Genomic DNA, 24,864 nt, shown 5'->3' with positions numbered 1-24,864 from the left:
TCGTCGCCGCGTTCAGCCCCTCATTGCACGAGTGCAGCCATGTCGATTCGCTCAATCAACCCTGCGACGGCCGAAGCATTTGCCGAATACCCACTCGATGACGCGGCCTCGCTGGAGCGCAAGTTGACGCGTGCGGCGAGGGGCTTTGAAAACTGGCGCTGGACCAGCTTCGCCGAGCGCAGCCGCCTGATGAATCGGGTGGCTGAGCTGCTGCGCGAGCGCAGCGAAGAATACGCCGAGCTGATGACCGACGAGATGGGCAAACCCATCGCGCAGGCCCGCAGCGAGGTCGAAAAATGCGCCTGGACATGCGCCTATTTTGCCGAACACGCCTCCCGCTTTTTACAGACCGAAGAGATGCAGAGCGACGGGTCGCGCGCGCTCATCCGCTTTGACCCGCTGGGCACGATCTTCGCGGTCATGCCCTGGAACTTCCCATTCTGGCAGGTCATCCGCTTCGCCGCGCCGCACCTGATGGCGGGCAACGTGGGGCTCCTATCGCACTCGGCCAACGCGGGGGGCTGCGCCACGGCGCTGCACCGACTCTTCAAAGACGCCGGCTTCCCCACGGGCGTCTTTCAAAGCCTTTTTATCGAGAACGAAACTGCCGAGCAGGTCATCGCAGACCCGCGCGTCAAGGGCGTCAGCTTAACGGGGTCGGTCAAGGCCGGCCGCGCCGTCGCCGCCCTGGCCGGCGCCCACCTCAAGCCATGCGTGCTGGAATTGGGCGGCTCAGACCCCTTTATTGTGCTGGCCGACTGCGACCTCGACGCGGCCATCGAGCAGGCGGTCGTCGGGCGTATGATCAATAATGGGCAGAGCTGCATCGCGGCGAAGCGATTCATCGTCGAAGACAGCGTCTACGATGATTTCGTCACGGGCTTCCACCAAGCATTGGCCGCCCAGAAGATGGGCGATCCAAACGACGAGGACACCGACCTGGGCCCGATGGCCCGCGACGACCTGCGCCAGGCCCTGCACGACCAGGTTCAGAAGAGCATCGCCCAGGGCGCGCGATGCGTGCTCGGCGGCGAGCTGCCGGAGACCGACGGATTTTATTATCCGGCGACCCTGCTGGTCGACTGCGACGCCACGATGGAATGCTTCGCCGAAGAGACCTTCGGACCGGTCGCCGCGGTGGCGCGCGTCGCCGACACCAGCGCCGCCATCGAGTTGGCCAACAACACCCCCTACGGGCTGGGCGCCTCGATCTGGACCGAATCATCGACCCACGGCCTGAAATTGGCCGAGCAGATCGAGGCCGGGCATGTCTCCATCAACGGCATCGTCAAGAGCGACCCGAGGCTCCCCTTCGGCGGCATCAAAGACTCGGGCTATGGCCGGGAATTAAGCCGCTTTGGTATTTTGGAATTCGTGAATAAGAAGACGGTCTGGGTCAAATAACCCGGGCGGCGAAACACCGCCCGAGGCGTCATTCACCCATCTCCTGCGCCTCCACCGGCTCGCGGGCGTGACCCGCGGCCAAGAGGGTGCGATTTCGCCCGATGGACTTTGCCCGGTAGAGCGCCTCATCGGCGGCCGAGATAAGCTCCACATGCGTCTGGGCGGGGATCTCAGGATAAGAGGCCACGCCCGCGCTCACGGTCAACTCCAGCTCAACTTCGCCGTGCCTAAAGCTCTCGGACTCGACCAATTTCCGCAATCGCTCGGCCGCCTTAAATCCCTGCTCCGCGGTCAACTCCCGACAGATCATCGCGAACTCCTCGCCGCCATAGCGCGCCAGAAAATCCTCTTCCCGTACCGCCTCGAGCATGCACGCCCCAAGACGCGCGAGCACCGCATCGCCCACCACATGGCCGTGGGCGTCGTTAATCTGCTTAAAATAATCGATATCGAAAATGATCACGGACAAGGTCGCGCCGTAGCGCGCGGCGTATTCGAATTCAGCCTTAATCTTTTGGTCGAAATACGCCCGATTTCGCATCCCGGTGAGCCCGTCGTTGATCGCGGCGTCTAAGAGACGCTTTTGAAACGCCTGGTCCACCTCGTCCTGATAGGTGAAGCGCAAGATCGTCTCGGTCCCCAGGGTAATCTTATCGCCCTGATGCAGTTGGTGGGCCCCCTGGATGCGCTCGCCGTTGACGTAGACACCGTTCGAGCTGCCGAGGTCTTCGACGAAGCCATCCGGGTCCCCCATGCGGTTGGGGCGCAGATAAAAACACGCGTGCCGGCGCGAGACGCCCTTGTCGTTGATGATGATATCGGACTCATCCGAGCGCCCGACCTCGCGGGCGTGCTCCCCAAGCGAGATATAGTGGCCCATCATCGGCCCGGTCAAAAAGAGCAAACAGGCCGCGCGTGTCTCCTGGTCGGCGAATGACTCTTCGACCAAATCGTAGGCAACATCCGCGGTAATATCGTCCGCGAACTCCCCAATACTCTTCAACTTATCGTCCTCGGACATGCCTACTCCACAGATTTCCGCCAGAGTTCATGAGCACCTGTCGCCCATGTTATTCACTTCGCACTCTGAAACCAAGCGCGGCTACAACTTATGCTTCGGCAGCCCCAAAAGATCCCGAGGCACCCAAAGCCCCCGCCCCCACAGAAAGAAACCGATAGCGGCCGAAATTAGCACGCGGCGGCGCAACCAACAATACGGCGCTCACTGGCCCGTAGCGATTCAGCGCGCGCCCCCCACTCGGGCGCCGCCTCAGCCTTGCCGGCTCCCCCCCCGGAGCAGCGCTCAACGATAGGGAGCGATTCGTCGCGTGGGTCCTGCCGGATTGCTCGCCAGCGAAGAAACCAAACCCCATAAACCATTGATTTAATTGGGCAATAAACAACATCAAAAACCCGACTAAATCATAGCCCGACACGTTTCTCTGTTTATTTATCACACCAATGAGGTAGATTTGAGCTGCAAATCGGGGCCGGCCAACATGTCTCGCGCGGGATATTTCGACGCGAAAACGCCCGCATACCCCGTTGCCAATGCGCGCGTTGGTCTGATACGCTCCGCTCGACTTCACCGCCATATGTCACAACTTAATAAACCCGAGCTCAACGCTCGGATTTTGCTCGGAAATAGGGCCCGATATGAATGAAGAGATCCGCGAATTGCAGCAAACGCTCAAAAGCGATCCTTCCAACCGTGAAGCCTTCGACGCACTCGCCGACCAATACGCCGCCAGTGGCGATTGGCGCCGGCTGCGCTGGCATTACGAGAAATTCAGCGATCATCTCGACGCCGAACAGGACTTCTCCCAACTGATCTTCGTGTTGCGCGAGCTCGCCGACGCCGAGGAGAATAGCAAAGAGAAATCCGCCATTTTGGTTGCCCTTGGCGACGTGCTCTACAAGCACCACGACAACCATGACGACGGCATGGCCGCCTACCAAAAGGCGTTCCAAACCTATCCCGAAGACACCCTTAGCCTCGACCGAGCCCGCGGCGTCTACCGCCAGTCGGGGCAATTTCAGCGCGTTTTGCTGATCTATGATCTCGAATGCGGCGTCAAAAAAGAGGCCGCCGCCAAGAATCAGGTGCTGGTGCGCATGGCCCAGGTGCACGGGGATTTCCTCGGCAGCCGCGACGAGGCCCTGAGCATCCTGGCGCGCGTGCTGGAAAATGATCCCGCGCATGAGATGGCCAACTTCATCCAGGATATCTACCAGGCCGGCGGCAGCGTCGAGGCCACGGTCAAAGACAAGGTGCGTGAGGGTCATCAGGCGGCGCAAAGCGGTCAGAAAAAACACGCCGCCGACGCCCTACTTCAGGCCGCAAAACTTGAGCAATATCGCGAGGGTGGCGCGCTCGAAGAGTCCGCGAAGCTCGCCGAACAGGGGCTCCAATTTGAGCCCGAGCACCCCGAGCTGCGCGCGTTTCTGGCCGAGGCCAACGAGACGCTTGCCCAGGGTGAAGAGCCCCTGGACCAGGCGGACACTCCCGAAGAATCCGGAGCGCCGAGCGAAGCGGACGCGGCTGAAAATGAAGACAGCGACGTTAGTGAAGTCAGCGAAGTTAGTGAAGTCAGCGAAGCTGATTCACTCGCCGAAGACTCCGCCAGCGACCCCCTTGACGAGGACTCCCTCGCCGCTGACGGCGGCGAGGTCAGCGAAGTCGAGTCGATGCTCTCGGCAGCGGCCAGCGAAGCGGACGAAGACGAGGACACCGCGAACCTCAACGACTTTGACAAAGCCCGAAAGACCCTCAAAAAAGAGCCCGACAACCTCGACGCGCTCGCGGTCGTGCGCGACCAACTCCGCGCTGAGAGCGCCCTTGAGGAGCTCGCAGAAATCCTGTCCACGTCGGTCAAATATCTGCGCAAAAAGGACGGCGAGCTCGAGACGATGGTCGAGCTGGCCAATCTGTATTGGCAGGATCTGGGCGACTCAAAGAACGCAGAATATTATTTCAAACGCATCAAGCTGCTCGACGCCGAGCAGGCCGATATGCTGGCGTTTTACGAGGATTATTATCAGCAAAATGGCGAATGGCGAAAACTCTTCTCGCTGCTCAATAGCCGCCAGCGAGACAGCGAAAACGAGGCCGAGTCGCTCGAATTAAGCGCTCGCCTCGCCCACATCGCCGAAGTTCAGATGGACAGCCCCGAGAAGGCCATCGACGTCTGGAAAAATTTCGAGCGCGAATTCCAAAGCCACCCCCAGGCCCGCGAGCAACTGCGCCGCCTCTACGAAGAGAACGGCAAATGGAACGCGCTGGTCGACTTCCTCAAAGACCGCGTGCGCGCCCTCGAAGAAACCGAGGCAGAAACCGGCGCACAGAACCGTGAAGCGCGCGTGCTCCTGCTCGAGCGCATCGCCGAGATCTATCGCGATGAGCTCGGCCTCGACACGATGGTCATCAATACGCTGACCGCCATCATGGAGCTTGAGCCCGACCACCAGGCTGCCTTCGACGAGCTCAAAGACAAGCTCGCCGCGGGGCGGCGTTGGAATGACCTCGCGACCCTGCTGCAGGAGCGCGCCGAATTGCTGCTTGAGCGCGATGAGCGCAACGAAGCGCTCGGCCTCTTCTTGCAGGTCGCCGACATCTGGCAGGAGAGCCTGCGCAATGTCACCCAGGCGCTGCCGCACCTGGAGCGGGTCCTCGAGATTCAGCCCGACCACGCCCCCGTGCGCGCGCGCCTGGCCGAAATTTACGAGAAGCGCCGCGACTATGAGTCCCTCTTTGACCTGAAATTCAGCGCCCTCGAGCAGACCCCGGTCCTGGAACAAGAGGCGCATCTCGAAGAGCTCCTCGAGCTTGCCGAAGACCGCCTTCGCGACCCCGACCGCATCGTCAAGGTGCTCGTCAAACTCCAAGAGCTTCGCCCCGAAGATGCGGAACTCATTGGGAAATTAGAGTTTATCCATCGGCGAAACGACGACTTCGCCCAGCTCGCCAGGACCCTTGAAGCGAAGGCTGCCCTGGCCGCGAAGAACGACGCAGACGCCGACAGCGCCACGGTTCGAAGCGACGCATTGCGCGAAGCCGCGCGCCTGCACGAGTCGCAAAACGACGACCCGACCAGCGCCGCGCGCATCTGGCAAACCCTGCTAGACGAAGACGCCGACGACCAGGAAGCCTTGGGCCGCCTGACCGATATCTATATCAAGAGCGAGGACCTCGACCCGCTCCAGGCCCTCTACGCCCAACGCGATGAGCTCAAAGAACTCTGCCACCTGCTGAACGTGGCGGCCGAAGCCGAGCCCGGTGACGCCCGAAAACGCGTGCTCTACCGGCGCATCGCCGACATCGCCACCGACCCGCTGGAGGACCGCGAGATGGCGGTCGACAGCCTCACAAAGCTGAGCCAGGTGGTCGAAGATCCGCGCGATATCGCCCAGGAACTCCGCGAGCATTATGAAGCGCTGGGCGATCTGGACGGACAGATCAGCGCGACTCACCTGCGCCTCAAGCACGCCGAAGACGACGCGCAGCGCTTCGAGGCCCTGCACACGCTCGGAAACCTCGCGCGCAAAAACGACGACCAACCCGGCGCGCTGGAGTGGTTGCTCCAGGCCGCGACGCTTCGCCCCGGCGCAGACGACGTGCTCGATGAGGCCGAAGAAGTCGCGCGCGATAGCGCCTCGATGGGCCTTTTTGTCGAGCATATCGAATTGGTCGCCGACGAAGTCGCCGAGCCCAAAGAAGACGGCGATGACGCCGCAAACGCAGCCCTCAGCGCCCGCCTATGGCAGCGCATCGGCCGCGTCTTGCGCGACGACCAGGAGAATTACGCCGGCGCCCTCACCTATTTTGAGCTGCTGCGCGACCAGGACCCCAGCGACCTCGACACCCTCGACGCCCTCGAAGAGCTCTACGAGCTCACCGAGCAACCCGAGAAGCGCATCGAAGTCCTGCGCGACACCATCGACATCCTCTCGTCAAACGGCGCAGAGCGCGTCGACCTGGTCGACCAACTCGCCAAAATCGCCGACGTCCAGCGCACACACCTCGATGAATCCGACGCCGCGCGCTCGACCTACGCCGAGATCCTCGACCTCGAACCCAATCACCTCGGCGCCCTGCGTGGGCGTCGCGGGCTGCACTGCGACAACGAGGAATGGCACGAGGTCGTTGACTCCCTTCGCCATGAAATCGGCCTGCTGTCGCTCGACGCGAGCGACGCCCGCACCAAAGCCCAGATGGAGCTCGCCGACACCCTGCGCTTGCGCCTGGATGATCCGCGCGAGTCCATCCATTATTACGGCCAGGTGCTGGCCGAGCAGCCCCAACACGAAGGCGCCGTCACGGCGGTCGAAGAGCTGCTCTCAGAGCCCACGCTGGCCCGCGAAGCCGCGCTGATGCTGGAGCCGATCTTCCGCGACACCGAGCGACCCGCCCAGCTTGCGCGCGCGCTCGAGGCACGCCGCGCGATCAGCGATGACCGCTTCGAAGAGGCCGAAATCCTCGACGAGCTCATCCCGCTTTATCACGAGAAGCTCGACCAGACCGAGAAGGCATTCGAGCACGCCTGTCGCCAATTCGAACTCGACCCGGGCCGCGAAGAAATCTGGCTGCGCGTCGAGCAACTTGGCGCCAAGCTCAACCGCTGGGCGACCATCGAGGAAGTCTTCTCGGCCCACGCCAACGAGAACGAAGAGAAGAGCGGCTCCTTCACCAATATCAACCTCTTGCGCCACCTGGCCGCCATCCGCGAATACCAACTTCGCAAGCCCGAAGAGGCGCTGAGCGCCTGGAAACAGGTCCACGCCGCCGAGCCGACCGACCCGGCCGTCATTGACGCGCTTGAGCGACTCTATCGCCAATTGGGACGCGAAAAAGAGCTCGTCGACGTCCTCGATATTCGCGAGAACCTCGGCGACAACGACGCCACTCGTATCGAAATCCTCTCGGAGATCGCGCTGCTTAGCGAGACCGCCCTCGACGATCGACCGCGGGCCATCGACGCATATCGACGCGTCTTGCTCCTGGAAGAAGACCACCCCGAGGCCGTCGACGCGCTCGCGCGACTCTACGCCGAAACCGAAGCCTGGCTGGACCTCGACGAGCTCTACGTCGCCCAGGCCGACCTCGCGATGGACCCGGATCGCCGCCGGCACTTCCTGCTTAACCTCGGTAAGATTCGGGCTGAGCACCTCGCGGACTCGGATGGCTCCGCCGACATCTTGTCACAATTGCTGCGCGAAGACCCGAGTGACGCGGAGGCTACCGCCGCGCTCGAATCCCTCGACACCGCCCTGCTCGCCCAGAATATTCGCAAGGAATTGCGCTTTGATATCGCGCGCACGCTCGAGCCGGTCTACCGAACCGGCGAGGCATTCCCGAAGCTCGCCGGCGTCCTGGAGACCCAGGCGGAGCATACCCTCGAAGTCTTCGAAAAGGTCGCCCTGCTCGACGAACTCACCGGCATTTATCTCGAGGAACTCGACGACTCTGAGACCGGACTCTCCGCGCTGCAACGCGCGGTCCTGGCCGACCCCGACGACGCCGCGCGCCGCGAGCGCCTGGTCGAGGTCGCCGCCGAACTCGACGAACTTGAGAGCGCCGCGAGCACCCTGGAAGACGCCGCGCTCGAGGCCGATATTCTAAGTTCCGGGCCGATCTATCGCCAACTCGGCGCCCTCTACGAAGACAAACTTCAGCAAGCCGGCCGCGCGGTCGACGCCTATGAGCGCGCCCTCGAACAGGACGAGTCCGACGAGCAATCCCTGCTCGCCCTGGAGCGCCTCTTCCAGAATACCGGCCGCTCCGAAGACCTCGCCGCGAACCTTCGCCGTCAGGTGCCCTTCGCCGATTCGGCCCGCCGAACCGAGCTGCTGAGCCGCGCCGCGACCCTCTTCGAAGACGTGCTCGACCGTCCCGACGACGCCGCCCAGACCTATCACGACCTGCTCCAGGAGCAACCCGATTCGGCCGACGCCTTCGACGGACTCGAGCGCGTTTATTCGGCCGGCGAGCGCTGGATCGACCTGTCGGAAGTCCTGCGAAATCGGGCAGATGCGACCTACCAGGACGCCGAGCGCATCGCCGCGCTCGAGCGCCTCGCCGAGGTCCAGGCCAACCAGCTCCACGACCGCCACGAAGCGATCACGGTGCACCGCGAGATCCTCGGCCTCAACCCGCAGCACCACGGCTCCCTCGACGCCCTGACCGCCTTCTTCGAAGAAGACGCCCAGTGGCACGAATTGGCCGATATTCTGCGCAGCAAATTGGCCGCCACCACGCCGCAAGAAGGCGAAGAATTCGACGCCCTGCAGCTCAAACTCGCGGGCGTCCTGCGCGGACAACTCTTCGACATCGACGGCGCGCTCGAGCTCTACCGCGCAGTCCTTCAGCGCACCTCCGGCCACCCCGAAGCGGTCGCCGCCCTGCGCGAATTGCTCGACGACGACAACTACGCCGCGCAAATCACCGGCGATCTGGTCACCTATTATCGCGCTAACGACGAGTTCGACGCCCTCATCGAGGTCTTTGAGACCCGCGTCGCGAAGAGCTATGAGCCCAGCGAAAAAGCCGAATTCCTCGAGAAGATCGCCCGCGTTTGGGCCGACGATCTCAAGCAACCCGGCCGCGCGATCGACCCGATGGGCGACGCATGGAAGCTCGAGCCGCGCCGAAACGACCTGCAGGAAGCCCTGCTCGACCTGTGCAGCATGAGCGCCGCGGCCGCCGGTGAAGACGGCGAAGCCGCCGTGTGGGCCCGCCTCAGCGAGATCTACGAAGACGTGCTCGCCGAGGTCAATGCGCCCGAGCAGCGCCTGGACTTGCACCTCGCGCTCGCCCAGCTCTACCGCGACCAGCTCGACGACGCCCCGCAAGTCGAGACGCATTTCCGCGAAGTCCTCGCCCTCGACCCGCGCCATGAGCTCGCCTACCACGCGCTGGAAAGCCTGCTTATCAGCCAGGATCGCTGGGTCGACTTTATCGAGCTGCTCGAGCGTAAATTCGACGTGTATATCTCCGAAGATATCAACGAAGGCGTCGAGACCTTGCTGCGCATCGCCAGCGTCCAGGAAGAGCAACTGGAGGACGGGTTCAGCGCCGCCGACACCTACCGGCGCGTCCTCGACATCGAAGAGAATGACCCCAGCGCCAAGCGCGCGCTCAGCCGCCTCTTCCGAGCCCAAGAGCGTTGGCAGGACCTGTGCGACCACCTGCGCGATTGCATCGCGCTGACTCATGACGGCGACGAAATTGTCGCGCTCAAACAAGAACTCGGCGACATCCTGCGCGAGCAGATGGACGACCCGGTCGAGGCCCTCGAGGTCTATCGCCAGGTGCTCGACGAGCGCGACGCGAACCCGGAGACCATCGCCGCGCTGGAGCAACTCTTCGCCGACACCGCTCAACCCGAACTTCGCGCCGATATCGCCCGGGTCATCGAGCCGTATTATCGCCAGAACGACGCGCATGCGCAGCTTATCGAGGTCCTTGAGGCGCGGGCCGAATCGGCCTCCTCGCCCGAGGACACCAACGCCTATTTACTCGAAGCCGCCCAGCTCGCAGAAGCCGAACTCAGCGACGCGCCGCGCGCCGCTGGGATTTTGACCCAGCTCTTCCAGCACGCGCCGCAAGAGCGCCACGTGCGCGTCCAGCTGCACCGCCTCCAGGTACAGCTCGGCGATTGGACGGAGTTCAGCGACCTGTACCGCGAGGTGCTCGCCACCAATTTCGAGGTCGATGACGCCCTTCGGGTCGAGCTGCTCTGCGAGCAAGCCGCCATCTTCGAGGAGCGCCTCCAAGACTTCGACGAGGCCCGTCGAACCTACGGCGAGGTGCTGCTCTTCTCGGTCGACCATGCCCCGGCCATCGACGCCACCGAGCGCCTGCTCGCGCGCACCGAGAGCTGGCCGGAGCTCGCCGAGTTCTATCGCGACCGCGCCGACGCGGCCGCCGACCCCCTGGAAGCTCGCCGCTGGCTGGAGCGCCTGGCCACCCTCTACGAAGAGATCTTGAACGAGCTCGACGAGGCCATCGCGGTCTACGGACGAATCTACGACCTTGAGCCGGCCGACAGCCCCATCCAGCAGACGCTCGCGCGCCTCTACGGCCACGCGCATCGCTGGCATGACCTGGCTGACCTCTACCGCCAACGCATCGACGCGAGCCTCGACCCGCAACTCACCATGGAGCTGCGCTTCCAACTGGCCGGCTTGCTCGAGGGTGAGCTCGACCTGATCGAAGACGCCTTGCAGATCTACCGCGATATCCTGGCCGATAACCCGGACCACCCCGAGACCCTGCGCGCCCTGGAGGGCTTGCAGCGCGACCTGAGCAGCCGCGACGACGAGCGCGCCCAATATCGCCCGCAAGTCATCGACCTGCTGCTTGAGCATTATAACGAGAAGAATCACTGGCGCCGCATCGCCGACCTCCTCGAAGAAAAAGAGAAGCTCGCCGTCGACGCCGACGGCCAGGTCAGCACGCTGTCCGAGATGGCCGAGCTGATCCAGCGCAGCGCCAACGACGACGCCGACCGCATGCGCGCGCTCGTCAAGCTCACCCGCGCGTTCTGCATCGACCCGAGCAACGACTCCTTGCGCGAGCGCGTCAACGAGCGCGCCGAGCAACTCGACGCCTGGGAGCGCGTGGTCCCGATCCTCTTGCAGGGGCTGGAGAACACCGACAACCCCGACACCCAGGCCTCGCTGCTCATCGCGATCGCCGAGACCTACGCCGGCCCGCTCGAAGACCGCGGCAGCGCGATCACCGCCTATCAGCAAGCCGTCGACATCAACGACGACCCGCGCGCGCTGGGCCAATTGCAGCGCCTCTACGGCGAACTCGAGCTCTGGGAGCCGCTGGTCCTGGTGCTCAAACGCCGCCTCGACAACGAATTTGACGGCGATACGCGCAACAACCTGCTCAAGCGTATCGCGATGATCTACGACGAGATTCTGGAGTCGCCCGAAGGCGCCATTGGCGCCTACGAGGATCTTCGCTCCGAAGATCCCGGCGAGATTTCGGTGCTCGACGCCCTCGCCCGTTTGTACCGGCAGGAGGAGCAGTGGGCGGATCTCGAAGAGGTCCTGCGCGCCAGCGCCGACATGGTCGAGGACGACCAAGCGCGTGGCGAATTGCTCGTCAAACTCGCCGCGATTCAGGACGATAAGCTCGATAATTCCATCGACGCCATCACCACCTACCGCGCGGTCGTCGCCCAAGATCCCGGCAATAAAGACGCCGTTCGCGCCCTGTCGCGCCTCTACGAGGGCTCGCAGAACTGGCCGGAATTGCTCGACAATCTTACGCTGGAAGCCGAGTTCGTCGACGCCGACGACCACGACGCGCTGAGCACCCTCGACATGCGCCGCGCCATCGTGTTGATGGACAAGCTCAACGCATCGCGCGAGGCCCTCGACCCGCTGCGCCGCATCTTGGAGCGCGACCCGGGCAACCTGGACGCCCGCGAAGCCGTCACCGAGTTGCTTGAGCACCCCGACACCCGCCGCGAAGCCGCGCAGATCCTCCAAAAGATCTACCGCGACGCCGAGGAGTTCGAGACGCTCAAAGACCTCTACGAGCGCCGCCTGAGCTATCTTGAGGAGCCCGAGCTGCGCGCCGAGGTCTATATGGAGCTCGCCGCGCTTCACGAAGATCAATTCGGCTCGACCCAGATGGCGTTTATCACGCTGAGCCGCGCCTTCGGCGAGTTGCCGGCCTTCGAGTTCATCCGCCTGGACCTCGAGCGTTTGAGCCGCAGCCTGGGCAACGCCGACGAGCTGGCCGCGACCTACGAAGACACCCTGGAGGCCGCGGTCCTGGACCCCGACGCCGAGCTCGCCCTGCGCAAGCGCACCGGCGAGATCTACGCCCTGGAGCTTGAGGATTACCCCGCGGCCATCACCCAATTTGAGGCCGCGCTGCGCATCGACGAATACGACCGCGACGCCCTCGACGCCCTCGACCGCCTCTACCAGCAAGCCAGCCGCTGGGAAGAGCTCGCCGAGGTGCTCCAAACCCGCCTGGCGGTCAGCGACCCCGAGCAGCTCAACGACGTGCGCTTCCGCCTGGCCTACCTGAACGAAGTCGTCTTCCAACAATATCACGAGGCGCTCGAGCTCTACCGACCGATCATCGTCGAAGAGCCCGCCCACCGCGGCGCCCTTGAGGGGCTAAGCCGCATGACCGGCGTGCCGGAATTGCTGCGCGAGATCTGCGAATTGCTCGAGCCAAGCTACGAGAGCCTGGAGGCGCACGAGGCGCTCGCCGAGCTCTATGAGCTTAAACTAGAGGTCGCCGACAGCTCCGCGGAGCGCGCCGAACTCTACCGACGCATCGCCGAATTGCAGGTCAACGAGCTCGAAAATATCTACTCGGGTTATGCCTATCTGGGCCGCGCGCTGCGCGAAGATCCGCACGATATTGACGTCCAGAAACGCCTCGAAACGCTGGCCGCCGAGCACGAATTGCACGACCAACTCGTCGCGCTTTACGAAGATATCGTCGACACCCTCGACGACCCGGTTCGCCTCTGCGAATTGGCGCTGCACGCCGCAGACGACGCGCTGAATGTGCTCGAAGAGCCCAAGCGCGCCGGGCGCCTCTATAATATCGTGCTCGATATCGAACACGAGAACGCGCGCGCCCTCAACGCGCTGGAGACCATCGCTCGCCAGCAGGATGACCCGGTCGCCCTCGAGGCGGTCTTGCACCGCAAAGTCGAGTCGCTCTTCGACCCCGACGCGCGCAAAAAAGCCCTGCTGGAGCTCGGCGAAGTCCGCATGCGCCTGGAGATGTTTGACCAGGCCATCGACTGCTATAACGAAGCGCTCACCCTCGACGAGGCCGACCTCGAAGTGCTGCACCAACTGGTGGCGCTCTACGAGATTACCGAGCAATATAACGACCTGGTCGGCACCCTTGAGCGCCTGGCTGGCTATATCAAGGACACCGACGAGAAGCGCCTGCTCTATGTACGCATCGGTCAATATACCCGTCACTTCATCGACGCGCCCGACCGCTCCATCGACGCCTATCGCAACGCCGACGCCATCGATCCGGGCCGCCCGGAGGTGTTGTCTGCGCTCGAAGGTCTCTACGAGAAGACCGAGCAATGGCCGCAACTCCTGGACACCGTTGAGCGCCAATTGCAGGCACTGGACGCCAGCGAATCCGACGACGATGAGGCCCGCGGACAGTCCAGCGAGCACCTGCGCCTGTACGTGCAGCGCGCCCGTGTGAGCTATGCGCACTTCAACCAGACCCAGGAGGCCATCGAGGATTATCAGCGCGCCTTCGCCATCCAAAAGGACAGCCCGCTGGTGGTCGAAGCCCTCGACGAGCTCTACCGAAGCGAGGGTCGCTGGCAAGACCTGATGGACCTGTATACCGAGCAACTTCAGGTCGTGACCGACCAGAACCGCCTGCTCGAATTGCATATCGAGATGGCCGATATCTACCGCGCCCACCTCGACGACGAGGCCCGCGCGCTCGAGCTGCTCGATATGGTGCTCGAGATTCACCCGGCCAACGCCCGCGCCCTCCATGTGCTCCAGAGCCTGCACGAACAGCGCGGCGATTGGAGCAAGGTCGCCGAGGTGCTCTCGCGCAAATCGGCCCACGCCACCGAGGACGACAAGCTCGCCCTGACCCTGGAGCGCGCCGCGCTCTTTGAGCATAAACTCTCCGATATCGACGCCGCGGCGCAGGCCTACGTCGAGGTCCTGGAGGTCGCCCCCGCGCACCCCGAGGCGCTGGCGAAGCTCAAAGAGCTCTACGAGGCAAACCGCGACTACGGCCAACTTTACGCCATCCTCGAGCACGAATCCCTGCTCGTCGAAGGTGAGCCGGCCCGCATCGCCCTGCTGCTCGAGATGGCCGAGCTCGCCGGCAGCCGCCTGGACTCCCCGAGCCTTCGCGTTGAGGCGCTCGAGAAGGCCTACGCCGCCCAGCCCGATAACCTCGACATCGTCGAGCCGCTGCTCGACGCCTATATCAGCGGCGAGGACTTCGCGCGCGCCGAGCCGCTGCTCAACGAGATTATCGAGACGCTCAACCGCGACCGACGCATGGCCGAGGTCGTTCGTTTCGAGCACCTCAAGGGCAAACTCGCCGAGCAAAAAGGCGACCTCGACGCCGCCAAGGCAGCCTATGAGGCCGCCCATAAGGTCGACGCCACCTACGTGCCCAACCTGCTCAGCCTCGGAAAAATCCTGGTCACCACCGAGGATTGGGACGCCGCGCTCAAGATCTTCCAGACGCTTTTGCTCCACCAGATGAGCATCAAAGACAGCGCCCAGAAGGTCGACCTCTACTATTATCTTGGCCGCGTGCGCCTGCAAAAAGGCGACGCCCGCCGCGCCAAAGATATGTTCAACCGTGCCCTGGGCATCGACCCCGAACACACGCCTAGCAAGGACGCCCTGGCCTCCCTCTAAGAGGCAAACCAGTGCCTCCCCTCCCGGTCCCGGAGCGAATCTTTACTGGATTCGCTCCGGGATTCTCGCTAGGGTGCGCCCGGAAATGCTATTCGCAAAACGGCGTCGCAGCTCCGATTTCGACGTCTTAATCCCATCACACCCCGAGGGTTTTTAATGATGACGCATTTATGGACACGACACTCAAAACGACTGATTACCCTGCTGGCAGCAATCGCGCTCATGGGCATGAGCGCCTGTGGCGACGACGCCGACAAAAATACCGACGAGAATAACGACGCAGACAAATGCGCCGACGTCACTTGCGCGCAGCCCGAGGCGACCTGCGACGGCAACACGGCCGTCACCTATACCGACGTCGGCATCTGCAACGACGAAGACGGCACCTGCGACTATTCGGCGGTCGAAGAACGCACCAATTGCGAAGATAGCGCCCAAGAATGCCGCGACGGCGCGTGTGTCTCGGTGACGGATGTCTGCGAAAATATCGCCTGTGAGGCGCCCGCAGACTCCTGTGAGGGCAACACCGCCATCACCTATACCGGCGCGGGCACCTGCGACCCGATCGACCAGAGCTGCGACTTCACGGGCGTCAAGGTGGTGACCAATTGCGAAGATTCCGGCCAGGAATGCCAGCAAGGCGCGTGCGTCTCGGTGGAGCCGCCCGAGTCCTGCGACGACGTGACCTGCGCCCCCCCGGAAGACACCTGCGACGGCAACACCGTGGTCTCCTACTCGGGTGACGGCGTCTGCGACGACAGCGACTTCACCTGCGACTACTCGGGCGTCGAAACCCGCACGGATTGTGAAGCCGGCGAAATCTGCGACGCCGGCGCGTGCGTGGCCGAAAGCGGCGACCACAGCGTCAACGCCGGCGACCTGCTCATCACCGAATTCCTCGCCGACCCGACCGCCGTCGACGATGACTTCGGGGAGTATTTTGAGGTTTATAATACCACCAACCGCACCCTGCACCTCAACGGCCTGACCATCGCCGACAACGACGGCGACGCCTTCGTCGTCAGCCATCCCGACGGCGATCCTATCGCGGTCGCCCCCCAGAGCTATTTCGTCTTCGGCGCAAGCGCGGACACCGCGCTCAACGGCGGCATCGCGGTTGACTATGCGTTCGTGCAGGGCACCGACATGACGCTGGCCAATAGCGGCGACGAGATCGTGATCTTCCGCGACAAGGACAGCGCCGACGAGGTCGAGATCGCGCGGGTCGAGTACGGCTCGGGCACCGACTTCCCGTCGAAATCCGCCGGTGTGTCCTCGCAGCTCGGCTCGGAGCACGGCTTCGACGCCATCGACAATAACGACGGCAGCCTCTGGTGCCACTCGCGCGAGAAGATCAGCGCGACCAACGACGACCTGGGAAGCCCCGGCGCGGCCAACGGCGAGTGCGCCATCCCCACCGCCACGGTGACCATCCAGGACCTGCAGGACGACTCCAGCACCGATCATCCGGCCCCGGGCACCCCCGTGCGCGTCGAGAACGCCACGATCACCTTCGTGAGCGCCAACGACGCCTGGGCCCAGGACCCCGCCGGCGGCCAATATTCCGGCGTCTACCTGAAAGTCAGCGGCGTGGACGTCAGCGGCGTGAGCGTGGGCGACGTGGTGAATATCGAGGGCACCTACACCGAAACCTACGGCGTCACGACCATCGACAACCCGACGATCACGGTCAACTCCAGCGGCGCCGCGCTGTCGCCGGAAGTTGTCTCCTCGAGCGTCTTCGCCGACTCCGCGACCGCAGAACCATGGGAAGGCGTGCTCGTCAAGATCGCCAAGCCCGGCGTCACCCACGCCAACCCGGACGGCCCGGACAACGACTACGGCGAGTTCCGCGTCGACGCCACCCTGCGGGTCGACGACCAGCTCTTCGATTATGCCACCGGCGTCAGCAAGCCGACCGTCTGCGACACCTTCGGCGAGCTGGCCGGCGTGCTGCACTTCTCGCATGGCAACTATAAACTGTTGCCCCGCGACGCCGCCGACTTCCCCGCGCCCGGCGCGCTCGACCTGTCGACCGACAACGCGGTCGAGGTGTCTGCGGTGGGAATTTCCCCGGCTGCTATCTGCGTCAGCACGGGCAGCGCGGTGACGTGGACCGTCTCCTCGGGCGGCGCCATCGAGCTGACGGAGGTTGATCCGAGCAGCGGAGCCAAGCTCACCTCGCCGGGCTTCTCGGGCATAGCGGGAAGCTTCGGCGGCTTCCGCTACACCTTTAATGACGCGGGCATCACCCATTATATGGGGGAAACCGGCACCGGCAGCTCGATCGGCCAGGGACGCGTCATCGTCGCCGAGCCCTGATCTAGCCCCCGCCTAATACCGCACTTGAAGCCCCCGCCCCGCCCCGGAGCGGGGGCTTTTTTGGGCCGATCTTGGAGGTCACCCGCGATTTGATTTAAGCGCTTAACTTCCGCATGCTCTCAACCACCGTGTTTTTTCAGCAAAATTTTGTGGCAATTCGACCCTTCACGAGGAACCAACAATGCCAGCAAATTTCGCACGAAGAGTACCGAGGACTTTCCTGCTGCTGCTCATCACCCTCGCCGTCACGGGGTTCAGCGCCTGCGGCGACGATACCAGCGATAACCCCTCTCCTCCCAAGGAGTCCGTCGACCTCTGCGAAAAGGAGGAGTGCGAGCAGCCCGAGCAGCATTGTGACGGCGACTTCGCGGTGACCTATTCGGGCAACGGCGTCTGCGACCCGCGCACGGGAAGTTGCGATTTCACGGCGGTCAGCAGCCGGAATTATTGCACACACGGATGTCTGAGCGGATTCTGCCAACCCGAAGAGCACCCTCAGTGCTTTAACGTCCAATGCCCCCGGCCCGCCGACACCTGCGAGGGCGATATCGCCCTCAGTTATTCGGGCGACGGCAGCTGCGTCGAGCTCGACGGGAGCTGCGATTTTTCGGCGGTCGAGGCGCGCACCGATTGCGCTGCAAGCGGCCAGACCTGCGATGGCGGACGATGCGTGGCGGCCGGCCCGGGGGACTGAGCGCAAGCGACTCCCTGCGCCGCGCGCTCTGGACGCGCCCAGCCCGATTCCCGCGATCCAACTGGATTTAGCGCCCAATGCCCACTATGGTCACCGCGAGTATGGGCTGTTGCACAAGCGCCCCCCAATATTTCGCATTATTGTTCAACTGGAGAGATACCTGATGGCGACGCAATTTGGATTGAGAACTTCGAAAAAATTAATGCCTATTTTGGCGGCGTTCGCGTTCTTCGGGCTCAGCGCCTGCGGCGATAGCTCGGCCAAAAACGAGTGCGCCGGCGTCACCTGCGAGACCCCCGCGCCCTATTGCGACGGCGAGACTGCGGTCAGCTACGCCAGCGGCGGCACCTGCATCGAGTCGACCGGCGTCTGCGACATCGCAGGCGTCGAGCGCCGCCTCGACTGCACCGCCCGCGGCGAGACCTGCATCGAAGGCTTCTGCAAACCAGCGCCGCTGTGCGACGCCGACAGCTGCGCCCAGCCCGAGCCGACCTGTGTCGGCGCGACCAACCTCATCACCTATAGCGGCGCGGGCGTGTGCGACGACGCCGACGGCTCCTGTGATTTCGCGGCCGTCTCGACCACGATCGACTGCGCCGACGACGGCATGGTCTGCAACAACGGCGCCTGCGAAACCGTCGAACTCTGCGGCGACGGCGCCTGCGCCCAGCCAGAAGACACCTGCGAGGGCACCAACCTCATCACCTATAGCGGCGCCGGCATCTGCGACGAGAGCGACGGCTCCTGCGACTACGCGGCCGTCTCCACCACGGTTGATTGCGCCGACGATGGCAAGGTCTGCCAATTGGGCGAATGCGTCGATGAGGCCGTCGACCTGTGCGACGGCGTGACCTGTGACGCGGCCCCCGCGGCCTCCTGCGACGGCGACACCGCCGTGACCTATAGCGATGATACCGGCGTCTGCCTGCAGACCGACGGCTCCTGCGACTACTCGGCCAAAAAGGTCGAGACCGATTGCAGCGCCGACGGTAAAATCTGCGACGCCGGCGCATGTGTTGACCCCGCGGCGCTGTGTGATGGCGTGACCTGCGACCAGCCGCCTGCCGCGACCTGCGACGGCGACTTCGCCGTCACCTACACCGCCAATGACGGCGTCTGTGTCGTGGCCGACGGCTCCTGCGACTACTCCGCCGAAGAGGTCCGCACCGACTGCAGCGCCGACGGCAAAAGCTGCTCAGCCGGAGCCTGCGTCCTCACCGCTGACCATAGCGTCAACGCCGGCGACCTCATCATCACCGAGATCATGGCCGACCCGGCCGCGGTCACCGACGCCAACGGCGAGTATTTCGAGGTCTATAATACGACCAGTCGCACGCTGCATATCAATGGCCTGGTCGTCACCGACAAGGGCAGCGGCTCCTTCACCGTTAGCGTGACCCCCGAGGCCCCGGTCGAAGTCGCCCCGGGCGAGTATTTCGTCTTCGGCAAGAACGACGACCTGGCGACCAACGGCGGCGTCAACGTGGACTATCAATGGGGCTCGTTCACCCTCACCAACAGCGCCGATAAGGTCATCTTGACCATGCCCGGCGCCGGCACCAACCCCGACGTCGAGATCGACCGCGTCGAGTACGGCAGCGGCACGGGCTACCCCGCCGTCACGGCCGGCGCGGCGATGCAATTCGGCAGCGGGAACGACTTCGCTGACCACGGTGACGCCACGCTCTGGTGCAACTCGACCGAGCCGATCAACCCGACCGACACCACCCCGGACTTCGGCACCCCGGGCGCCGCCAATACGCCCTGCAACTAAGGCGTCACGGTTGAACCGTCGATGATTCAAAGAAGCCCCCGCACCACTCGATGGTGCGGGGGCTTCTGCGTGCGCATTCCCTCAATCGCGGGCGCTTATGCCGGCGAAATCGGCCCGAAGGTCTCGATCACATCGAAGCCATGCTCGACCTCAATCGGAGCGTTGCCGGGGCGCTTGGCCACCGCGACCTTCAGGCCCGCGCGATCGGCGGCCTTCGCCTCGTCGATATTGTCGGTGACAAAGAGCATCGCCGCCGGCTCAACGCCGACCTCTTCGCATATCTTCGTATAGCTGTCGGCTTCTTTTTTGGGGCCGGTCTTGGTGTCGAAATAGCCCGACAAATACCCGCCAAGGTCGCCGTGCTCGCTATATTTAAAGAGCAGGATCTGGGCTGGAACGCTGCCAGACGAATAGATATACACCGGCGTCCCCTGCGCCTGCCAGGCGGACAGCGCCTCGACGACGTCGGCGTACACCGGCGCATTCAACTCCCCATCCTCGTAGCCGGCGCGCCACATCCGCCCCTGCAGGGCCTTGAGCGGCGAGTTTTTCTGGTCCTTGCTCATCTGCCATTTCAAATGCTCCATGACCGCGGCGCGCAGCGCCTCTCCCGACGCCGCCGCATCCACCTCGGGCGCGCCCTCGCCGGCCGCCCCGGCGTTTATCTCGGCGATATTCGCCAGGATCTGCTGCTTCAACTCCTGAAAACCCGGCGCATCCCAATGCGCCTCCAGATACCCCTGCATCGCGCGGCGCGCGTAGGGAAAAAGAACGTCGTAGACAAACGTCACCGGCGTCGTCGTCCCCTCGATATCGAGAAGAACGCCCTTATAAGGAAATGATTCGCTCAAAAAAACCTCCAGTGGGACTATAGAAAGATACAAATACTGAAATTTAAGGAATCTCGGGGGGACTCCCGCCTGTTAACATACTAGGGGCGCGTGAAAGCGTCTTCACCGAACTCATCTCGGGGCGAGATATTCGAATCCATGGCATCGGCTCCAATTTCGACCGCCCCGGCGTCGGCGGCGACGTCACCGAGGCGCGGCGCCGATTGAAGTTCTTGGCGGCATCGAGCGTCCAATCGTTGGGCCTGGGCAGATGCGGCGACCGCCGGGTGCTCGGCGACCAGTCGCCCCCAGAGCATCTCAAAGGCCCCCGGGTCGCGGCGATCGCAGGCCGCCTGAGTTTGCTCAAGCAGCAGGCGCGCGTCATCGCCGACCGCGCGACTTCCCCCATAGGGATAGCACCCGGCGCCCCAGGCAACGCCCAGGAAACCCAATATGCAAAAACACGATAAAAAACGGGACATTACCACCAATCTCAGCCAAAATGAGCACGCAGGGTGCTAGATAGACCCTTGAAGCGTCCCCCGATAAGCATACGTTTTAACAGCAGTCTCGGGAGCATCACAAGCAGGCACAAAGTCGAAAAGATTTAGCGCCGACGATGCCACTGCACACGAAAAAGAGGCCCAATCATGACACAATTACTTGGATATATTTGTAGCAATAGCAGCCTCACCGCGCACGCGGTCAACACGGTGCGCCGCGAAGCCTGGCCCGAACAAGCGACCCCCTGGGCGGCCACCGGTTTTGGCTGGATCCAGGAGAGCCGCACCCTGCTGCGCAAGCACCCGCACCACGGCGCCCCGGTCGATATGCTCGGGCTGATGGCCGACGTGTCCGCCCGCTCACTGGTCGGGCATATGAGCCAGAACACCAACGGCGGCGTCGACTCCCTGGACCTGCAACCCTTCCGCTTTCGAAAATGGGTGTACGCCCAGACCGGAAAGATCCCCCAATTTGAAAGCTATCGCAGCGATATGCTGGCTGAAACGCCCGATTACCTGCGCCGCGGCGTGCGCGGCAATACGGCGGCGGAGCTGCTCTTTTTGAGGTTCTACCATCATATGTGCGAAAACGGGGCGCTGGCCCGGGGCGGCGTTCACGGCGAATTAATCGCGAGCGCCCTGGCCGAGACGCTGAGCGAAGCCCAGCGCTACCGTGCATCGCAGGACGAAGAGTCACTCGGCCTCAATATCGTCGCCGCGACCGAGCGATTTCTGATCGCGGCGCGCACCGGCCCCGCCATGCATATGCGACTCTTTAAGGGGATGAAGCACCCGGCCGAAGAGCCTCTATTTGCCGGGCACCGCCCCAAAACCGTCGAGCATCCGAAGTTTCGGGCGGCGTTTTTGGCCAGCGGCCTTCAGCCGACCCAGGGCGACTGGCGAGAACTCGCGCCGCAGACGATCACCTGGGTCGACCCGACCTGGCAGACCCAGGTGCTGCCATTCTAATCGGGCCTTCGCCCCTTAGAAGGACCCGCGAAACACCAACCCGCCGCCGTTGCTGCCCACCGCGGGCGACACCGAGACCGACGGCCCCGCCGGGGCCGCGTCGGTCTCGGGCGCGTCGGGGTCCAAATTCTCCTCGAGCTCCGAAGACCCGGCGAGCAACTCCCAGCTCAGCAGCGTCACACCACCGGTCAACAGCGCGGTACCCAACACGCCCATGACCATCCCACCGCCGGCGGTCGCGTAGACATCCGGGCACGTCGCCGCCGGAACGCCCGCGTCACAGGCAACTTCGCCGTCGATCGCGGTCAGATAAATCCCCGTCCCCAACGCAACCACGCCCACGCCAACGCCCACCAGCCCCAGCGTGAAACGCGTGTCGGCGCCGAGTCGGTCGATCGGCCCCACCGTCGGCGGAACCTCCACCACGGCCGGGTTCGTGCTCGTCAAATGATAGCGAAAGAGCACCGGACCGGTCGTATCCTCGTTCATCAGGATGCGCTCCTGAATATCGCGGTACCCATCCATGCGAATCTGCAGCTCGTGCTCTCCGGTGTCCACCGCGAGCACCACATATCCCTGACCGACCAGCTCGCCGTCAAAATAAATGTCGGCTTGCTCCGGGAGCACATTGACCTGCATGAGCACCTGGCCCGGCTCCAACTCGAAGGGCTCCTCGCCGCCGGCGGGCGGTCCGTTCTCGAGCATCTCCTTCAGGCTCGCCGAGAACGCCTGGGCCAACTCGCGATCCCCGCATAACTCACAGGTATCCTGGGTCGAGTGGATCTTTCGCCCAGCCTTGAGATCCCAGGTGGTGAAGGTCCACGCATAGATCTCATTCTCACCGTCGATCTCGACGCTCAGCCCCAGCGGTGCCCCGACTTTGGGCCCGATCTTCTGAAGACAATCCGCCGTGAAACAATCCTGCGTCACCGGATCAATCGCCCGGCTCACATCCTTAAAATCAACGAGCGTCAACGGAATCTCGCCAAAGACCTCCTTGATCCCATCGCGCAGCCGGGTGTCCAAATTCGCCTTCATCCCGTGCGAGTCGAACTTCAGGCCGGCCATCGTCGTGGCCTTCGCCTCCGACTGGGCCCAGGTCGTGCCCGGCGAAACGACGAGCAGCGCGACGGCGAGAAATACGAGCGTACAAATTCGATTCATTCTTATAATCCGTGCCATTTTTAATGCCTCAATACTTATAGCAAAAGCCAGTCGCAGGAGAGTGTAGCGCGCTGGGAGCCGTTCGCCAAATTAATGCGCCGCGGCCAGCGCCTTCAGAGGTGCCCTGTCTTAGAGTCAATCGGCGCCGCTTTATTCATCTATTTTCCCCAATACCTCTCGAGCCAAGCGCGCCAAATAAAAAGAGCGCGGATCCAAGATCCGCGCTCTCCCTCAAACCCATCGCCGCCAAATAGATGCGCGCCAATCGGAGCCCGATATATCGAAATTTATCCCAGCAGTAGATTCTCGAGGCGGTCGATGATGGAGCACATCTCCGGGTCCTTCGCCTCGATAAGCTCGTCGATCTTCTTAAAGGCCGCCAGCACGGTCGTGTGGTCCTTGCCGCCGAACTCGTCGCCCAGGCGCGGGTAGGAGTCGTCGGTGTGCTTGCGCGCCAGGTACATGGCGTATTGGCGCGGCTTGCTGATGGCGCGGGTGCGGCGTTTTCCGCGGATATCCACGGGCGAAATGCCGTACTCGCGCGCCACGACCTCGATGATGCGCGGGGTATTGACCTGATTTCGCTGGTCAATATCCATGCGGTCGAGCATCTGGCGGGCCAACTCCATCGACATCGGCTGGCCCAACAAGCTGGCCTGGGCGCCCAGGCGAATCAGCGTGCCCTCAAGCTCACGCACGTTGCTGCGAATCGAGCTCGCCAGCAAAATCGCCATCTCCTTGCTCAGCTCGATCCCGTCGGCTTCGGCCTTCTTCTCCAGAATCGCGATGCGCGTCTCCATCTCCGGCGGCTGGATATCGGCGCAAAGCCCCCAGCTAAACCGGCTGCGCAGCCGCTCTTCAATCCCGGGCAAATCCCGCGGCAACTTGTCCGACGTCACCACGATCTGCTTGCCGCTGTGATAAAGGGCGTTGAAGGTGTGGAAGAACTCTTCCTGGGTCGAGTCCTTGCCGGCGATAAATTGGATATCGTCGATCAGCAGCACGTCGCAATTATTTCGAAATTGCGTGCGAAACGCGTTCATCTTCTTCTGGCGAAGCGACGTGATGAGCTCATTCATGAACTCCTCGGCCGACATCGTCACCACGCGCGCCTGGGGGTTGGCCTTCATCGCCTCAATGCCCACCGCGTGCAAAAGGTGGGTCTTCCCGAGCCCGACGCCGCCGAAGATGAACAACGGGTTATAGGATTTACCCGGGTTCTCGGCCACCGCCGAGCAGGCCGCGTGCACGAATTGGTTCGACCCGCCGACGACGAATTCCTCAAAGTCGTGGCGCGGATTGAGACCGGCTTCGACCAGACGCTCCTCGAACGCCTTGGGCGCCGGCTGGGTCGCGTCGAAGTCGGCCAGATCCCCGAAGGCCTCCGGCGCAGCCGGCGCATCCCAGCTCATCGCCGGCATCTGCACCCGCCCCATCTCCTCGGGCATCCGCGCCATGCGCGCCGCCACCGGCTCGTCCTCCACGTCGATCTGAAACGCCCCGCCCACATCGTCGTGCTGCGCCTTGCTCGCGTAGGTCGACTCCGCGTCCAGCGTGATCTCCACGCTGGCGCCAGTCACCGTCACGAGCGAATCTTCGATCAGGTCCAGGTAGTTTTCTTCTACCCAGGCCTTCTGAAATTCATCGCGCACTTCCAAAAAGAATTGTCGCCCTTCACGGCGGCGACACTTAATATTTTGGAACCAGGATTCATAGTTATGCGAACTCGTTTTTTCTTTAAGATCGCATAACGCAGCTTGCCAGATTTCCGACATAGATGAGGGCCAGTAAGAG

At 63.2% G+C, this 24,864-nt stretch carries 11 protein-coding genes; 6 read left to right on the top strand and 5 right to left on the bottom strand.

Annotated features, from left to right (window positions below; genetic code table 11):
• Positions 1-39: 39 nt before the first annotated feature.
• A complete protein-coding gene (locus tag DN745_RS00060) occupies positions 40-1,404 on the top strand; it encodes an NAD-dependent succinate-semialdehyde dehydrogenase (protein WP_111331012.1) in 1,365 nt (454 codons plus the stop codon).
• Positions 1,405-1,432: 28 nt separating this feature from the next.
• Here DN745_RS00060 and DN745_RS00055 read toward each other — a convergent pair whose 3' ends face one another.
• Entirely contained in the window at positions 1,433-2,425 is a 993-nt protein-coding gene (locus DN745_RS00055; protein WP_111331010.1) for a GGDEF domain-containing protein, read from the bottom strand.
• Positions 2,426-3,060: 635 nt separating this feature from the next.
• Here DN745_RS00055 and DN745_RS00045 point away from each other — a divergent pair.
• From DN745_RS00045 to DN745_RS00030, 4 genes are all read left to right on the top strand, one after another.
• Complete coding sequence (locus DN745_RS00045) at positions 3,061-14,814, top strand: tetratricopeptide repeat protein (protein ID WP_111331007.1); 11,754 nt, start codon at positions 3,061-3,063, stop codon at positions 14,812-14,814.
• 156 nt (positions 14,815-14,970) lie between these two features.
• Complete coding sequence (locus DN745_RS00040) at positions 14,971-17,136, top strand: lamin tail domain-containing protein (RefSeq protein ID WP_111331006.1); 2,166 nt, start codon at positions 14,971-14,973, stop codon at positions 17,134-17,136.
• Between the two features lie 181 nt (positions 17,137-17,317).
• Entirely contained in the window at positions 17,318-17,830 is a 513-nt protein-coding gene (locus DN745_RS00035; protein ID WP_111331004.1) for a hypothetical protein, read from the top strand.
• A 202-nt stretch (positions 17,831-18,032) separates the two neighbouring features.
• Positions 18,033-19,604 carry a lamin tail domain-containing protein gene (locus DN745_RS00030; RefSeq protein WP_111331003.1) on the top strand — a complete coding sequence of 524 codons (1,572 nt, stop codon included), beginning with the start codon at positions 18,033-18,035 and terminating at the stop codon, positions 19,602-19,604.
• 95 nt (positions 19,605-19,699) lie between these two features.
• Here DN745_RS00030 and mtnC read toward each other — a convergent pair whose 3' ends face one another.
• Positions 19,700-20,455 carry an acireductone synthase gene (mtnC, locus tag DN745_RS00025; RefSeq protein ID WP_162687356.1) on the bottom strand — a complete coding sequence of 252 codons (756 nt, stop codon included), beginning with the start codon at positions 20,453-20,455 and terminating at the stop codon, positions 19,700-19,702.
• A gap of 80 nt (positions 20,456-20,535) precedes the next feature.
• Positions 20,536-20,916, bottom strand: coding sequence for a hypothetical protein (locus DN745_RS00020; RefSeq protein WP_111330999.1), 381 nt, complete (start codon positions 20,914-20,916; stop codon positions 20,536-20,538).
• A gap of 168 nt (positions 20,917-21,084) precedes the next feature.
• On the opposite strand from DN745_RS00020, the gene DN745_RS00015 reads away from it, so the two are divergent.
• On the top strand, positions 21,085-21,906 hold the full coding sequence (locus DN745_RS00015; RefSeq protein ID WP_111330998.1) for a class II glutamine amidotransferase: 822 nt from the start codon (positions 21,085-21,087) through the stop codon (positions 21,904-21,906).
• A gap of 15 nt (positions 21,907-21,921) precedes the next feature.
• Here the strand turns inward: DN745_RS00015 and DN745_RS00010 are convergent, their stop codons facing one another.
• Both DN745_RS00010 and dnaA read right to left on the bottom strand, forming a co-directional pair.
• Complete coding sequence (locus DN745_RS00010; protein WP_162687355.1) at positions 21,922-23,070, bottom strand: PEGA domain-containing protein; 1,149 nt, start codon at positions 23,068-23,070, stop codon at positions 21,922-21,924.
• Between the two features lie 287 nt (positions 23,071-23,357).
• Complete coding sequence (dnaA, locus tag DN745_RS00005) at positions 23,358-24,845, bottom strand: chromosomal replication initiator protein DnaA (RefSeq protein WP_162687354.1); 1,488 nt, start codon at positions 24,843-24,845, stop codon at positions 23,358-23,360.
• Between the last annotated feature and the right edge of the window lie 19 nt (positions 24,846-24,864).

Source organism: Bradymonas sediminis (assembly GCF_003258315.1).
In the GTDB taxonomy this organism is placed as follows: Bacteria; Myxococcota_A; Bradymonadia; order Bradymonadales; family Bradymonadaceae; genus Bradymonas; species Bradymonas sediminis.
This window is presented reverse-complemented; position numbering and strand designations above follow the sequence as displayed.

Coding starts and splice junctions, on each gene's coding strand:
- DN745_RS00035 (WP_111331004.1), top strand. CDS start 17,318: ATGCCAGCAAATTTCGCACGAAGAGTACCGAGGACTTTCCTGCTGCTG.
- DN745_RS00020 (WP_111330999.1), bottom strand. CDS start 20,916: ATGTCCCGTTTTTTATCGTGTTTTTGCATATTGGGTTTCCTGGGCGTT.
- DN745_RS00030 (WP_111331003.1), top strand. CDS start 18,033: ATGCCTATTTTGGCGGCGTTCGCGTTCTTCGGGCTCAGCGCCTGCGGC.
- DN745_RS00010 (WP_162687355.1), bottom strand. CDS start 23,070: ATGAATCGAATTTGTACGCTCGTATTTCTCGCCGTCGCGCTGCTCGTC.
- DN745_RS00015 (WP_111330998.1), top strand. CDS start 21,085: ATGACACAATTACTTGGATATATTTGTAGCAATAGCAGCCTCACCGCG.
- DN745_RS00040 (WP_111331006.1), top strand. CDS start 14,971: ATGATGACGCATTTATGGACACGACACTCAAAACGACTGATTACCCTG.
- dnaA (WP_162687354.1), bottom strand. CDS start 24,845: ATGTCGGAAATCTGGCAAGCTGCGTTATGCGATCTTAAAGAAAAAACG.
- DN745_RS00045 (WP_111331007.1), top strand. CDS start 3,061: ATGAATGAAGAGATCCGCGAATTGCAGCAAACGCTCAAAAGCGATCCT.
- DN745_RS00060 (WP_111331012.1), top strand. CDS start 40: ATGTCGATTCGCTCAATCAACCCTGCGACGGCCGAAGCATTTGCCGAA.
- DN745_RS00055 (WP_111331010.1), bottom strand. CDS start 2,425: ATGTCCGAGGACGATAAGTTGAAGAGTATTGGGGAGTTCGCGGACGAT.